Origin of the sequence: Methylopila sp. 73B (assembly GCF_000526315.1) — a bacterium.
Lineage (GTDB): Bacteria > Pseudomonadota > Alphaproteobacteria > Rhizobiales > Methylopilaceae > Methylopila.
The window spans coordinates 1429378-1445004 of record NZ_JAFV01000001.1; the positions used below are offsets into that span (position 1 = coordinate 1429378).

Below are 15627 nucleotides of genomic sequence, written 5' to 3' on the forward strand. Positions count from 1 at the left end.
GGATTCCGCGGTTCTCTAGATGCGGGATCATCGGTACCATCAGAAGCGTGGAGACGCATGCCTGACGACGCCGCGGCGTTTTCGTGGCGATGGCGTGACGGCTCCAAACGGCGAGACGGGCCGTGTCTGTGTGGGGACACGATCCGGCAGAGGACGTTGTCAGTCTCGCGTGAGGCCGGCGGGTCCGAAGCGACCGATGTGTGCAGTGTACGGACGCGAGGCTTCAGACGATGGCGAATCCCAATCCTGCCAAGGATCCCGCGGAAGCGGCCCTGTCCGCCATCGAGGAGGCGCTGAATCTCGTCGCTCCCGGCGCCAAGGCGGTCGTCGCCCCGCGCAAGGCGGCGCCTGAGCCCACGGTGACGGAGCCCATGGTCGAGCCGCAGCTCCAGGCCGCGGCGCCCGAACGCCGCGTCGCGCCGACGCCCGACCGGTCCGGCCGCCGCGCGCCCGCGAACGACGACGCCCGCTCCTTCGCGCACATCCTCTACGCCTTGCAGCGCAAGCCCTCGAACGGCCCCTTCGTGCTGGCGACCGCCGCCGCCGTGGCCTGGGCCGCGCTCGGCGCGCTCTACGTCTTTGGCGTCGTCGGCCTGGGCCAGGGCGGCGTCGATCTCGCCGACCGCGCGATCCAGGCGCAGCTGGCCGCCGCCTTCGTCGGCACCTTCGCGCCGATCGTGTTCTTCTTCATGCTCGCGATGATGGCCTGGCGCTCGCAGGAGATGCGCCTCGTCGCCCGTTCGATGACCGAGGTCGCGCTCCGCCTTGCGGAGCCCGAGACCTCGTCGACCGATTCCGTCACCTCGCTCGGCCAGGCCGTGCGCCGCGAGGTCGCGGCGATGGGCGACGGCATCGAGCGCGCCGTGAACCGCGCGGGCGATCTGGAGTCGCTGGTGCGGGGCGAGGTCTCCTCGCTCGAGCGCTCGTTCCACGACAACGAACTGCGGGTCCGCAACCTCATCGCCGAGCTGCAGAGCGAGCGCGAAGCCATCGACGGCAACGCCGAGCGCCTGCGCGAGACCATCGCCGGGGCGCACGAGCTGCTCGCCCGCGACCTCAACGCCGCCGCCACGCTGCTGACCGCGAACATCGCCGAGTCAGGCGCGCGGGTGACGGAACATCTCGACGCCAAGAGCATGGAGCTGTCCGCGGCGATCGCCGAGGCCGGCGAGGCCATGCTCGTCGCCGTCGGCGGACGCGGCGCGGAGCTGATCGAGCGTCTCTCCAGCACCAGCGACGCCGTGACCCGCAGCCTCGACGAGACCGGCTCGCGGCTCGCCGAGACCGTCGCCGCCCGCGCGGACGCGGCGCGAGACGCCATGACGGACAGCGGCGAGAGCCTCGCCCGCTCGCTCGAAGAGCGCACCGCGCTGCTCACCGACCGGCTGGCGGCGACCGGTCTCGACCTCGACGAGCGGCTCGCGCGCACCAGCGAACAGATCGTCGGCGTGCTCGACGGCCGCGGCAACCAGATGGCGAACGAGCTGGAGCGCTCCGGCGCGGCGGTCCTCGACCGCATCTCGGAGCGCTTCGGCGAGCTGCACGTCGCGCTCGACCGCACCAGCGCCGATCTCGGCGAAGGCTTCGCCGCCCGCGCGGGCGAGCTGACCGAAGCCCTCGCCTCCACCGCCGCCTCCGTCACGGAGGCGTTCGGCGAACGCGGAGCGCGCGTCACCGAGCAGCTCGAGACCGTGGCCACGCGCCTGTCCGACGACTTCGCCGCCCGCGGTGACCGCGCCGCGGAGACGCTGCAGCGCGCCGGCGACGACGTGACCGGCGGCTTCACCGAGCGCGCCGACCTCATCCTGCGCAGCCTCTCGGAGCGCGCCGAGGCGGTGTCCGAGGCGCTCCGCGAAGTGGGCGAGGACTTCCAGGGCGTGCTCGCGGTCCGCGCGGCCGAAGTCACCGAGGCCGTCAAGACGGCCGGCGACGGCGTCGTGCTCGACCTGTCGCTGCGCGGCTCCGAAATCACCGGCAAGCTCGACGAGACCGGCGGACGCCTTGCGGAGAGCATCTCGCTGAAGAGCGGCGAGCTGGCGGACCGTCTGTCCGAGGCGAGCGCCCGGATGCACGAGGCGATCGTCGTCCACGGCGGCGAGCTCGAGCGCCGGTTCGGCGAGAACGGCGAGCGCATCGCCGCCCTGCTCGAGGAGCGCGGCGACAACGTCGCGACCCGCATCGCGGCGGCCAGCGACCGCGTCCACGAGGCCGTCGTCGGCCGTTCGGGCGAGGTCGAGCGCGAATTCGACGCGGCCGGCGCCCGCATCGTCGCGGCCATCGAGACCCGCGCCCTCGAAGTGCGCGAGAGCATCGAGGCCACGACCGTCACGATCGCCGACGTGCTGTCGGAGCGCGGCGGCATCCTCGTCACCCAGCTGGGCGACACCGCCGAGCGCATCCACGACGTCGTCGTCGTCCGCGGCTCCGACCTCGAAAGCCGCCTAGCGGCGACCGGGGACCACCTCGGCGAGACCATCGAGGCCCGCGCCGTCGCGGCGCAGGCGGCGTTCGACGCGGCGGCCGGACGGATCTCCTCCGGCGTCGAGGAGCGCCTGCGCGCCTTCGAGGAGCGGCTTTCGACCACCGGCGGCTCCGTCGCCGAGATCATCGCGGACCGCGGCGGCGCCCTCGCCTCCACTCTCGAGGAGACCGCCGAGCGCATCCACGAGACCATCGTTTCGCGCGGCGGCGAGCTGGAGACCCGCCTGACGGCGGCGACCGGCGCCCTCGGCCGCACGATCGACAGCCGCGCCACCGCCGCGGAGGAGGCCTTCGCGGCCGCCTCCGACCGGGCGACCCAGGGCGTCGACGAACGGCTGTCGGCCTTCGAGGAGCGCCTTGCGGCTGCCGGCGGCGCGGCGGGCGAGATCATCGCCGACCGCGGCGGCGCCCTCGCCTCCTCGATAGAGGAGACGGCGGCGCGCATCCACGAGAGCATCGCAGGCCGGGGCGGCGAGCTTGAGGGCCGCCTCGTCGCGGTCGTCGGCTCGCTCGGCGAAGCCATCGACGGCCGCGCGGCGGCGGTCGAGGAGATCTTCGCGTCGGCGTCCGAACGCGCCACCTCCGGCCTCGACGAACGCCTTGCGGCGTTCGAGCAGCGCCTCACGGGCGCGGGCGGCGTGATCGCCGAAGTGATCTCCGAGCGCGGCGGCGACCTTGCGACCCGCCTCGACGACACCGCCGAGCGGATCGACTCGCTGCTCGCGGGCCGCGGCGGCGCGCTCGGCGACCGGCTCGAAGCCGGCGCGGAGACCCTACGCTTGGCGCTCGAAGAGCGTGCGGCGGCGATCGAAGCCAAGTTCGGCGCGGCGGCGGAACGCGTCGCGACCGGCTCGGACGAGCGCCTGCGCGCCTTCGACGAGCAGATCACCAGCACGGGCGGCGTGATCGCCGAAATCATCGCGGAGCGCGGCGGGGCCCTGGTCTCCTCGCTCGGCGAAACCGCCGAGCGGATCCACGACGTCGTCGTGCTGCGCGGCGACGAACTCGAGCGCCGGCTTGCGGCGAGCGGCGACGGCCTCGGCGCCAAGATCGACGAGCGGGCGGCCGCGGCGGAAGCCGCGTTCGACGCCGCCACCGGCCGCATCTCCACCACGGTCGAGGACCGCCTGCGCGCCTTCGAGGAGCGCCTCGCCACCACAGGCGTCTCGGTGGCGGACGTCATCGCCGAACGCGGCGGCCAGCTGACCATGACGATCGGCGACACCGCCGAGCGGATCCACGACGCCATCGTCAACCGCGGCGCCGATCTCCAGACCCGCCTCGCCTCCGCGGAGATCCGCTTCGTCGAGACGATCGACGCCCGGGCTCTCGCGGCCGAAGGCGCCTTCGACGCCGCCGGCCAGCGCCTCGGAGCGAACTTCGAGGAGCGGCTCGGCGCCTTCGAGCAGCGCTTCGACGGCGCGGGCTCCGCGCTCGGCGAGCGGCTCGCGGGTGAAGTCGCCCGCGCGGAGCGCCTGCTCGGCGAGGCCGCGAGCCTCGTCGCGCTGCGCCTGCGCGACGGCGCCCAGAACGCCGGCGCGACGCTGCAGGCGTCCGTCGAAGGCTTCGGCGTCGCCCTCGACGGGCGCGTCGCCGAGGTCAACAGCCAGCTGGAGCGCGTCAGCGACGAGATCGGCGCGGCCATCGCGAGCCGCGGCGAGACCCTGAGCGAGGCGCTTGCGGCGACCGCGCGCCAGCTCGCCGACGAGATCGCGACCCGCGGCGGCGCCGTGAACGAGGCCTTCGCGGCCCAGCTCGCCGCGCTCGACAAAACGCTCGACGAGCGTGGCCCGGCGCTCGCCGACCGCATCGGCGCGGCGAGCGAAAGCTTCGCCGAAAGCGTCGCGTCGCACGTGGGCGACGTGGAGCGCGTGCTGCGCGAGGACGGCGGACGCCTGGCCGAATCGATCGGCGAGACCGCCGGCCGTCTCGAGACCTCCATGGCTGACCGGCTGGCCTCGTTCGACGGCAAGATGTCCGAGTTCGACGGCGCCATCGCCGACCGGCTCGCGGGCTTCGACGACCGCCTTTCGGCGATCGACCTCGCCTCTCGAAGCCACCTCGGCGCGGTCGACGGCCGCATCGAGCGGCTGGACGAGACCATCGGCGCACGCGTCGGGCAGTTCGACGAGAAGATCTCGACCTTCGACCAGCTGTTCGCCGGTCGGATCACCGCGCTCGACGGCCAGATCCTGCGGCTCGACGAGACCATCGCGCTGCGCGTCGGATCGATCGACGAGAAGATCGGCGCCATCGACGAGACGGTGGGCGCCCAGGTCGGACGCATCGACGACCAGGTCGCGCAGCTCGACCGCGTGATCGGCGAGCGCCTCGGCGCCTTTGACGCGCGGGTGACGACGCTCGACGGCTCGCTCGGCGAACGCCTCGAAAGCTTCGCGGGCCGCGTCGCCGCGCTGGACGACTCGCTCAGCGAGCGCGTCGCGTCCTTCGACGACAAGGCGACCGGCATCGGCGAGGCGCTGACGAAGAGCCTCGAGACCTTCGACAACCGCGCCAACGTGCTCCACCGCGCTGTTGCCTCCCGCATCAATGTCTTCGACGCCAAGGCGACGGAGTTCGAGAAGGCCATCGCCGCCCATGCGGACGGCGTAAACACGCGCACGACCGAGCTCGAGGGCGTTCTGGCCCAGCGCTTCGGCGCCTTCGACGAGCAGCTAGGGGGGCGCATCGGCGACCTCGCGCTGTCGCTCGAGAGGCGCATCAGCCGCATCGACGACGGCCTCGAGGCGCGCACCCGCGCGCTGAACGAGACGCTGGCCGCCCGCACGCTGGAGCTCGCGCGCACGCTGGGCGACGGCTCGACCGGGGTCGCGGCCGCCCTCGCCGACCGCGCCGCCGAGTTCGCCGCGACGCTCAGCGAGCGCACCGACGAGCTGATCGCCTCCTTCGACGGCAAGGCCGAGACGGTCGGCGCGACGCTCGGCGCACGCGCGCTCGAAGTGGCGTCCGAGCTCGAGGGCCGCATCGGCCGCTTCGAGTCCGTGGTCTCCGCCGGGCTCGACGCTGTCAGCGCCAATCTCGGCGCCCGCGGCGACGCGCTCACCTCCGAGCTCGCGCTCAAGACCGACGCCTTGGCGCGCGCGATCGCCGAGGCGACCGAACGCGCCGAGGGCGACATGTCGCGCCTCTCGGGCGAGGTGACGGAAGCGCTGGTCGCGCGGATCGGCGAGCTGACGGTGACGCTCGAGCGGCAGGGCTATGGCCTCGTCGAGCGCTTCGGCGCCCAGAGCGCGGCCGTGACGCGCGAGATCGCAGCCGCCGGCGACGCGGTCTCGACCCAGATCGAGAGCCGTTCGGCGACCCTGATCGACGGACTGGCCTCGCGCAGCGACACGCTGAAGGAAACCCTCGAGGCGCTGAACGGCGACCTTGTGCGCACCTTCGAGACCCGCGGCGCCGAGACGGTGGAAAGCCTGAACTCGGTCGCGGACCGCCTGCGGGTGGTGTCGCATCGCCTGTCGGAGACCATGGGCCTCGAGACCTCCAAGGCGGTCGAGCACCTCGACGGCTCGAGCCGCAAGCTCCAGGAGGCCGTCGTCGAGGCGACCTCGACGCTTGCGACCACCGTCGCCCGGGAGAGCAAGCGCGCCGTCGCCGACCTGTCCCGGACCCAGACCGCCCTCACCGGCGAGATGGCGGACGTCCTGACCAAGCTCGCGGACTCGAACGCCGGCCTGCAGACGCTGCTCGACAACGCCGGGCAGAAGCTCGGCGCGGTCGAGAGCGAGCTTTCGGGCCGCGTCACGGCCTTCGAGGAGATCATGGCCGACATCGCGGAGACGACGACCCGCACCGGCGAGAAGGTCGGCGCCCAAGTCACCTCGCTCCGCGACGTTTCCTCCGGCGTGCTTCAGCGCGTCACAGAGGTGTCGAAGAAGCTCGACGACCAGACCCAGGCGATCGCGGCCGTCACGACGACGCTCGACGGCGCGCAGGGCCGCCTGGCCGGCGCGCTCGAGGAGCGCCGCTCCGCGCTCGAGACGCTGTCCGGGGCTCTCGTCGCCAAGGCGGACGAGCTCGGCGGCGTGATCGAGGGCTTCACCGTCTCGATCGACGGCGCGCTGTCGAAGTCGGAGCAGCGGGCGCAGAAGGTCGCCGAGAGCCTCGCGCAGCAGGTCGGCGCCACCGCCCAGCAGATCGCCGGGGAGTTCGAGAAGGTCCGCCAGACCACCGAGGCCGAGCGCGAGAAGACCGCGACGGCGCTCAAGGCCGCGAACGAGGAGGCGGCGCGCGACATCGCCAAGACCCTCGGCGCGGCGACCGGGCGCTTCGCGGAGATCACCCGCGAGCTGCGCGGCATGACCTCCTCCATCCAGGCCGAACTCGACACGACCCGCGAGCAACTGCGTCGCGGCGTCCTGGAGATGCCCAAGGAGGCGGAGGAGAACGCGGCCGAGCTGCGCCGCGTGATGGCGGAGCAGATCCGGGCCCTGACCGCGCTCGGCGAAATCGCCGCGCGCCAGGGCGCGTCGTTCGACGTGGCCGAGCCCGCCCAGGCCCGTGTGGCGGCGGCGAAGCCGGCTTCGACGCCTCCGCGACCGGCCGCTCCCGCGCCGGTTCGCGCGCCCGCCCCCGCCGCTTCGGCCCCCCGTCCCGCGGCGCCGAAGCCAGCCGCGCCCGCGACCGCCCGCGGCGCCGCCCCCGCGGAGGACAACGGCAGCTGGATTTCCGGCCTGCTCGCCCGCGCCTCGCGCGACGACGCCCCGGCGGGCGCTCCTTCGCCGACGGCGGTGCGCAAGCCCGCGCCGGCGGCCCCGCAGCAGCGCTCGCCGCTGCACGCGATCGAGTCCCTCGACAGCCTCTCGGTCGACATCGCCCGCATGATCGACCATCAGGCCGTGACCGACCTGTGGGACCGCTACCGCCGCGGCGAGCGCAACGTCTTCACGCGCCGGCTCTACACGCTGCAGGGCCAGCAGACCTTCGAGGAGATCCGGCGCAAGTACGGCGCGGAGCCCGAGTTCCGGGCGACGGTCGAGCGCTACATCTCCGAGTTCGAGCGGCTGCTCGAAGAGGTCGGCGAAGACGATCGCGACAACATGCTGACCAACACCTATCTCACCTCCGAGACGGGCAAGGTCTACACGATGCTCGCCCACGCGGCCGGAAAGTTCGATCCGAGCTGAAGGCCTGGTTGACGCGAAAAAGCCCCGGCCGCACACGCGCGCCGGGGCTTTTTCGTGGGCGAGCTCTGGCCGCGCAATGTCGTCAGACGTAGGCGATCAGCCGGCCGAGCGCGGCGACGGTCAGCCACAGCGCGAGCGAGGCGGCGACCTGAACCCGGGCGGCGAGCGGCGCCGCCGCGTCCCAGTTCTTCAGCGCGCCGCTCCACACCGCGCGAAACAAAACGGCGTTGGCGCAGGCCGTCGCCACAAGGCCGAGCTTCCAAAGAAAGGCCGCGTTGCCGATCAGCGCCCGGGCGTCGGCGGCGAACAGCAGGACGCCGGTGACGACGAGCAGCCCCGCGCCGCAGAGCATCGTCGGCGTAAGGGCTTGCGCCACGGCGTGGGCTGCGAGCCGCCGGCCCGCGCCGAGCAAGCGGAGATCGAGCAGCAGCACCGAGCCGACGAGCAGCACCAGCCCGAGCAGATGGCCGAGGTTTACGATGGGATAGGCCGCGGACGCGCCGCGCATGAACGCGCCCAGCGCGGACGCCTCGAGCGCGGCTGCCCAGCCCGGCGTGACCCCGTCGGCATCCATCCCGTCAGCGCAGTTCGACGGTCTTGGACCCCACGATGATGCGCTCCGCCCTGATTTCGGTCGCGACTCGGGTGCTGACATAGCCTTCGACCTTGACGGTCGCGCCGACCGCGATGTCGGACTCGGTCAGGCCGCGCGCCGTCATGCGCGAGGGCGGGGCGAGCACCGCCTCCCAGCGCTTGCCCTCATGCTCGATGGTCAGGGAGCCATGGGGATTGCCGAAACGGGACTCGAGGACGGGACCCTGCAGCGTCACCAGCTTGGTCGAGTCGTAGCTCGACCACCCATGGTGCGCGAGCGCCGGCGTCGCCATCAGGCCGGCCAGCGTCAGTCCTCGAACGATCGTCGCTTTCATCGGCGCCACCTCCCGTGTTCGTCACAGGGAGGTGGCGCGCCCGAATGGCCGGTCGAGCGGGTTCCGGATGACGCCTGCGTGAGGGATCAGAGGCGCTGGCCGGTCCACGCGACGAGGCCGCGCAGCACGTCGGCGAGCGCGGCGTTCAGCGCGCGCGTGGCGGTCGGACCGTCGACGGCGCCGGGAAGCGGCTGGCGGGCCTGGAACACCTCGCCGGCGACGATCCTGCCGGTCTTGTCGCTGACGATCTTCGCGGTGAGCTCCACCACGGCCTGTCCCTGCCCCGCGCGGATCTCGAAGGCGCGGAGCTCGGTGACGAGTTGGTAGTCGACGGCGAGCCGATCGCCGGGGCGACCGACGCTCTTCAGCCGGTTGGCGTTCTCGTAGGCCTCGATGATCTTGGCCTGCACGAGCTTCGGCAGGCGGTCGGACCACTGCGAATCCGGAAGGTAGGTCACCTGCCCCGCGTCCGGCTTCACGACGATCCGCTGGCCGTCGATGACGGCGACGGCGACCGGTTCGCCCACCACGAGGTTGCCCTTCTGCGAGCCGCCGCGCGGAAGGTCGGTCGGGGCCGTGAGGTCGTAGGTCGCCGGCGGCTTGCCGGCGAGCAGGCTGGAGCAGCCGGCGAGCGCGACGCCCGCGAGCAGGAGGGCCGTGGCGCTCAAGGTCTTGGCGCTCAAGGTCTTGGCGCGGATTGAACGGGTACGCGGTGCGGTCACGGCTCTCTCCGAGCTCGTCGGGATACGGGGCGATGCGGCGGATCGGCTGGTCATCGGCGGTTGTACTCGCGCACGCCGCCCGTGTCGCCGAACAGGAACTGGCGCGGGTTGCTCTGGAGGCCGCGCAGCACGCGGTCGAGTTCGTTCAGCGTGCGGCGGCCGTCGGCGGCGAAGCCCTGAAGGTCGCGGACGCCGGAGGTCGAGAGCTTGTTCACGCTCGCGGTGATGTCGGCGGTGCGGCCGTCGAGGCGCTGCGCGAGTTCGCGGATCGCCTGGCTTGTCTTCTGGAAGTCGGCGATGGCCCCTTGCGTCTGGTCGCTGCCGATCACGCGCTGCGCGTCGGTGATGACCGCGTCCAGCTTGTCGGCGGTGCCCGTGAGCCGCCCCGAGATCTGCCGGGCGTCGGCGACGATCTGGTCGACGTCGTTCGTGCTGCGGCCGAGAGCGGCCGCGAAGCTGTTCACGTTGTCGATGGTGGAGCGCACCTTCTCGCTGTCGACGGCCGAGATCACCCGGTCGACGTTGGCGATCGTGCGGCTGATCGTCGGGCCGTCGATCGAGGTCGCAAGGCTGGTGAAGCCGTCGACCGCGCGATTGATCTTCTCGGGATCGATCGCCGCGATGGCGCGGTCCGCGTTGCGGGCGGCGTTCTCCACCGAGGTCACCGCGTTCGAGACCTTCTGCGGATCGACCGAGTTCAGCAGCGCGGCGAAGCGATCGACCGCGCCCGAAACCTTCTGCGGATCGACGCCGCGCACGATCTCCTGGACGCCGGCCAGCACGGAATCGATGCGGCCGCCGGAGGCTTTCAGCTGGGTGGCCAGCGCCGCGACGTCCTTGAGGGCCGTCTCGATCTGGGGCGCGCCGTTCTTCAGCGACTCCGAGAAGGCGACGACGTTGGACATGGTCTTGTCGACCTTCGCCACGTCCACCGCGCGCACGAGGTTCTGAACGTCGGTCACGAGCGGCACGAGATTGTCGGCGAGGGTGCCGATCTGGCGCGCGGCGATGCCGGTGTTCTGCATGAAGCTCTTGAGGTCGTCAGAGTTCGCGGCGAGCGCCGCCGTGAACTGCTCAACGTTGAGCAGCGAGCGCTCCACCGAGCCGCGGCTGTTCGCCACCAGCCCCTGGACGTCGTTGAAGGTCAGCTGCGCTTTCTCCAGCACGCTGCGCGCGCCTTCGAGGATGTCCTGGAAGGCGGAGGGCTCGGCCACCAGCACGGGCGCGTTGTTCGGGTCGCCCGACTCCGTCGTCACCTTCGGCAGCGGCGCGGCGGTCGAGGAGCCGCCGGCGAGCTGGATGACGGAGCCGCCGGTGAGGCCGGTGATCTCGAGCCGCGCCTTGGTGTCCGAGCGCACGGGCGTGTTGGTGAAGACCTCGATCCGCGCGACCACCTTCGCGGGGTCGAGGGGATCGAAGTTCAGATTCGTGACGTCGCCGACGCGGATGCCGTTGAACAGCACGCCGGAGCCGGGCGTCAGCCCGGACACCGCGCCCTGGAACTGCACGCGGTAGATCGCCCGCTCGCGCTGCTGGCCGGCGGAGGTGAACCACCAGACGAAGGCGAAGGCCGCCGCCACGACGAGGAGCGTGAAGGCGCCGACGAGGGCGTGATTGGCGCGGGTTTCCATCCGGTCTGCTCCTTGCCCCCGTCAGGCGGCCGTCGCGCCGATGCCGGCCGCGCGGGCCCGCTCGCCACGGAAATACTGCTGCATCCAAGGGTCGTCGTTCTTGACCATGTCGGACATCGGGCCGACCGCCAGCGTCTTGCCGCCCTTGAGGGCGGCGATCCGGTCGCAGGCCGTGGTCAGGCTGTCGAGGTCGTGGGTCACCATGTAGACGGTGAGCCCCAGCGTGTCCCGCAGCGTCATAATGAGCTTGTCGAAGTCGGCCGCGCCGATCGGGTCGAGGCCGGCGGTCGGCTCGTCCAGGAAGACGATGTCCGGATCGAGCGCAAGCGCGCGAGCAAGCGCCGCACGCTTGATCATGCCGCCGGAGAGCTCGGAGGGAAAACGGTCCGCGGCCTCGGGCTTGAGGCCGACGAGATCAATCTTGAGACGCGCGATTTCGTCCAGCAGCTTGGGCGACAGCGAGGTGTGCTCGCGCAGCGGCATCTGGATGTTCTGCAACACGGTCTGCGAGGAGAACAGCGCGCCCTGCTGAAACAGCACGCCCCAGCGCCGCTCCACCGCGAGCCGCTCCTTGGCCGTCGCCTGGTCGAGATCGACGTTCAGCACCTCGACCGTCCCGGCCTTCTTCGGCAACAGCCCGATCACCGCGCGCAGCGTGACGGACTTGCCGGCGCCGGACGGTCCGACGACTCCCAGAATCTCGCCGCGGCGGACGTCGAGGTCGAAGCCGTCGATGACGTTGCGGTCGCCGAAGCCCACGACGAGGCCGCGCACGCTGATGATGTTGTCGGGGGCCGCGCCGTTTCCTTCGGCCATGGTCAGATCCCCATCGCCGCGAAGAACATCGCGAACACGCCGTCGAGCACGATCACGATGAAGATCGACTTCACCACCGAAGAGGTGGTGCGCGCGCCGAGCGATTCGGCCGAGCCCTCGACCTTCATGCCCTCCGTGCAGGCGATCAGGCCGATCACGATCGCCATGAAAGGCGCCTTCACCAGACCGACGAAGAAAGTCTGAAGCGAAAGCGCGTCCTTGAGCCGCTGCAGGAAGGTGACCGGCGTCACGTCGCCGTAGAGCCAGGCCACCAGACCGCCGCCGAGCAGCGCCGACATGGAGGCGATGAAAGCGAGCAATGGCATGGCGATCACGAGCGCGACCAACCGCGGCATCGCGAGGATCTCGATCGGATCGAGGCCCATGGTCTTCAGCGCGTCGATCTCCTCGCGCATCTTCATGGATCCGATCTCGGCGGTGAAGGCCGAACCCGAGCGGCCGGCGACCATGATCGCGGTGAGCAGGACTCCAAGCTCGCGCAGCACGAGGATGCCGAGCAGGTCGACGACGAACAGCGTCGCCCCGAAGTTCTTCAGCTGGAAGATCGACTGCTGCGAGACGATCGCGCCGACGAGGAACGAGATGAGCGCGATGATCGGCACGGCGCGCAGCCCGACGCGCTCCAGATGCACCACGGTCGAGGTGTAGCGGAACCGCCATGGGGCGAGGAAGAGCTTGCCGGTCGCAGCCACCACCGCGCCGAGGAAGGAGGTGGCGCGGATGGCGTCCTGGCCGATCTCGACGACGCTCTCGCCGACATCGGCGAGCAACGCGATAGGTCCGGATTCGCTCGCCTTCTCAGGCGGATCTCCTCGGCCGCGGTCGCTCAGCGCGTCGAGCAGGCGCTGGTGCGGCGGCTTGGCGTTGTGGACCTCGACCTTGGCGCCGATCTCGGCCGCACGCGCCTCGAGATGATGCAGCACCAGGACGCCGACGGTGTCGAGGCGATCCAGTTGTCCCAGATCGAACGCGAGCGTCTTGCCCTTCGCTCCCGACAGATCGACCTTCTCGGCGCGGCGCGCGGCCGCGTCGACGCCTTCGGCGGTCCAGGCGCCCAGCGGGCTCAGCACGAGCCCTTCGTCGAAGGTCTCGATCTTCAGATCGCCGGTCTTGGCTTCAACCTGCACGTGCGCTCGCTGTTGGCTCCCGGAGACTCGACCGCTTGCCCGACAAGACCCTAGCCTTAATAGTCAGGCTATCAGCCGCGTGTCGAGGCGGCGTCGAGAGGCGGAGCGCGTTGTGGAGATTGCAAAGCCCTACCTGTTGTTTCTGGGCGACGCCCCGGACGCGCTGGCGGCGAAGACGGCGGCTGGAGTGGTCGACTGGCGGCGAGACTGGTGCGTGGGCCAGATGCGTCTTCCCGGTTGCGGCGCGAACGTAGGCCTGCCCGATATGGATGTCCCGGCGGCCGTCGCCGCAGGCGCCAAGACCTTCGTCATCGGCGTCGTGAACGCGGGCGGGGTGCTGCCCGACCATTGGGTCGACGAGATCGTGGCCGCCCTGGAGGCGGGCCTCGACGTCGCCAGCGGCCTGCATGGCCGCCTGAACGACACGCCCCGCATCGCCGAAGCCGCCGAGCGCGCCGGCCGGGCGCTGCACGACCTCCGGCACGCCACGGAGCGCTTCGCGACCGGCAAGGGGACCAAGCGTCCCGGACGGCGGCTGCTGACGGTCGGAACCGATTGCTCGGTGGGGAAGAAATACGCCGCTCTTGCGTTGGAGGCCGAGATGCGGGCCCGCGGGCTCGACGCCGAGTTTCGCGCCACCGGCCAGACCGGCGTCCTGATCGCCGGCCGCGGCGTCGCGGTAGACGCCGTGATCGCCGATTTCATCTCAGGCGCCGCGGAGTGGCTGACGCCTGCCAACGACCCCGGGCATTGGGACGTGGTGGAAGGCCAGGGCTCGCTGTTCCACCCCTCCTTCGCCGGCGTCACGCTGGGCCTGCTGCATGGCGCGCAGCCCGACGCCTTCGTGGTCTGTCATGAGCCGACGCGCACGACGATGCGAAACGTCTCCCATCCGCTGCCGACGATCGGCCAGGTGATCGAGGCGACGGTCGCCGCCGGCCGTCTCACCAATCCGGAGATCCGCTGCGTCGGAATCTCGATCAACACCGCGGCGCTGCCCGAGGCCGAGGCCCGCGCCACGCTCGACGCGGCGACGGCGGAGCATGGCCTGCCCGCCAGCGATCCAATCCGCTTCGGGGTGGCCCCGATCGTGGACCGGCTGCTGGAAGAGTTCCCGTGAGCGAAGCGGACCGAATCGCCGCGCGCCGCACGCTCGCGTCGGTCCGGGCGAAGTCCCGGACCCCATGCCCCCCCGGCTTGAGGAGTAAGCTCGACCGGCGGGCTTATGGGCCCCGGCGCAAGGCCGGGGCGCCGGCGTCACGTGGGACTGATGGCCGAAAGTCCCGCCGCCGGCCCGTTCAGACGCCAGTCACCGAGAGAGCCGCACCACCTGCACGTCCAGGTCGCGGATCTTCTTGCGCAGCGTGTTGCGGTTCACGCCGAGCAGCTCCGCCGCCTTGATCTGGTTGCCGCGGGTGGCCGCGAGCGCGGCCGAGATCAGCGGGTACTCCACCTCGCGCAGCACGCGGTGGTAGAGGCCCGGCGGCGGCAGGTTCTCGCCGAACTCGGCGAAGTAGGCGTTGAGGTGGCGCTCCACCGAGTTGATCAGCGTCTCGGCGCCGCCGGCCTCGTCGCCGATTGTCGCGGCCGGCGGCTGCGACAGCTCGGCGTCGATGATGGCCGCGCCGATGATCTCCTGCGGGTAGAGCGCGGCGAGGCGCCGGATCAGGTTCTCGAGTTCTCGGATGTTGCCCGGCCAGCGGTAGCGCTTCAGACGGTCGATCGCGGCGGCGTCGATCTGCTTCGGCGGCAGACCCTCGCGGGCGGCGAGCGTGAAGAAATGGCGCGTCAGGTCCGGCACGTCCTCCGCGCGTTCCCGCAGCGGCGGCAGCCGGATCGGCACCACATTCAGCCGGAAGAACAGGTCCTCGCGGAACAGGCCCTGCTGGATGAGCAGGCGCAGGTCCTTGTTGGTGGCGGCGACGATGCGGACGTCGGTCTTGATCGCGGTGCGGCCGCCGACGGTGGTGTACTCTCCCTGCTGCAGCACGCGGAGCAGACGCGTCTGCGCCTCCATCGGCATGTCGCCGATCTCGTCCAGGAACAGCGTGCCGCCCTCGGCCTGCTCGAAGCGGCCGGAGCTTCGCGCCTGCGCGCCGGTGAAGGCGCCCTTCTCGTGGCCGAACAGCTCGGCCTCGATCAGGTCGCGCGGGATCGCCGCCATGTTGATCGCGACGAAGGGGCCGGCGCGGCGCTTGCCGTAGTCGTGCAGGGCGCGGGCGACGAGCTCCTTGCCGGTGCCGCTTTCGCCCGAGATCATCACGGTGAGGTCGGTCTGCATCAGCCGCGCGAGCACGCGGTAGATGTCCTGCATCGCGGGCGAGCGGCCGACGAGCGGGATCTCGTCGACCTCCGCGTCGTCGCTGCGGCGCAGGTCCTTGCCCTTGGGCTCGGTCAGCGCGCGGCCGACGATCGCGATCAGCTCCTTCAGGTCGAAGGGCTTCGGCAGATACTCATAGGCGCCCTTCTCCGAGGCGCGGATCGCCGTCATGAAGGTGTTCTGCGCGCTCATGACGACGACCGGAAGCTCCGGGCGCGCCTTCTTGATGCGGGGAAGCATGTCGAAGGCGTTTTCGTCCGGCATCACCACGTCGGTGATGACGAGGTCGCCGTCGCCCTGGGAGACCCAGCGCCACAGCGTCGCGGCGTTGCCTGTGGAGCGCACCTCGTAGCCGGCGCGGCTCAACGCCTGATTGAGGACGGTGCGGATCGCGGCGTCGTCGTCCGCGACGAGAATGCTGCCTTGCGGCATG

Annotated in this window: 9 protein-coding genes; 2 read left to right on the forward strand and 7 right to left on the reverse strand. The window is 71.4% G+C overall.

Annotated elements, in window-relative coordinates; all coding sequences use genetic code 11:
- Positions 1-230: 230 nt before the first annotated feature.
- A complete protein-coding gene (locus K244_RS0106855; RefSeq protein WP_020185511.1) occupies positions 231-7628 on the forward strand; it encodes a hypothetical protein in 7398 nt (2465 codons plus the stop codon).
- 82 nt (positions 7629-7710) lie between these two features.
- Here K244_RS0106855 and K244_RS0106860 read toward each other — a convergent pair whose 3' ends face one another.
- The 6 genes from K244_RS0106860 to K244_RS0106885 form a co-directional block, all read right to left on the reverse strand.
- The gene (locus K244_RS0106860) at positions 7711-8202 is read right to left on the reverse strand and encodes a DUF6644 family protein (protein ID WP_020185512.1); all 492 of its coding nucleotides are present in this window, start codon (positions 8200-8202) and stop codon (positions 7711-7713) included.
- A gap of 4 nt (positions 8203-8206) precedes the next feature.
- Positions 8207-8557: a DUF6152 family protein gene (locus K244_RS0106865; RefSeq protein WP_020185513.1), complete on the reverse strand. Its 351-nt coding sequence runs from the start codon at positions 8555-8557 to the stop codon at positions 8207-8209.
- An 86-nt stretch (positions 8558-8643) separates the two neighbouring features.
- Positions 8644-9279 (reverse strand): ABC-type transport auxiliary lipoprotein family protein, encoded by a 636-nt coding sequence (locus K244_RS0106870; RefSeq protein WP_036305562.1) that lies wholly within the window; start codon positions 9277-9279, stop codon positions 8644-8646.
- Positions 9280-9329: 50 nt separating this feature from the next.
- Positions 9330-10910, reverse strand: coding sequence for an MCE family protein (locus K244_RS0106875; protein WP_020185515.1), 1581 nt, complete (start codon positions 10908-10910; stop codon positions 9330-9332).
- Between the two features lie 21 nt (positions 10911-10931).
- Positions 10932-11726, reverse strand: a complete 795-nt coding sequence (locus tag K244_RS0106880; protein WP_020185516.1) for an ATP-binding cassette domain-containing protein — start codon at positions 11724-11726, stop codon at positions 10932-10934.
- A gap of 2 nt (positions 11727-11728) precedes the next feature.
- On the reverse strand, positions 11729-12874 hold the full coding sequence (locus tag K244_RS0106885; protein ID WP_020185517.1) for an MlaE family lipid ABC transporter permease subunit: 1146 nt from the start codon (positions 12872-12874) through the stop codon (positions 11729-11731).
- 112 nt (positions 12875-12986) lie between these two features.
- On the opposite strand from K244_RS0106885, the gene dgcN reads away from it, so the two are divergent.
- On the forward strand, positions 12987-13994 hold the full coding sequence (gene dgcN, locus K244_RS0106890) for an N-acetyltransferase DgcN (protein ID WP_020185518.1): 1008 nt from the start codon (positions 12987-12989) through the stop codon (positions 13992-13994).
- A 189-nt stretch (positions 13995-14183) separates the two neighbouring features.
- Here dgcN and ntrC read toward each other — a convergent pair whose 3' ends face one another.
- Positions 14184-15626: a nitrogen regulation protein NR(I) gene (gene ntrC, locus K244_RS0106895; protein ID WP_020185519.1), complete on the reverse strand. Its 1443-nt coding sequence runs from the start codon at positions 15624-15626 to the stop codon at positions 14184-14186.
- Position 15627: the final 1 nt, after the last annotated feature.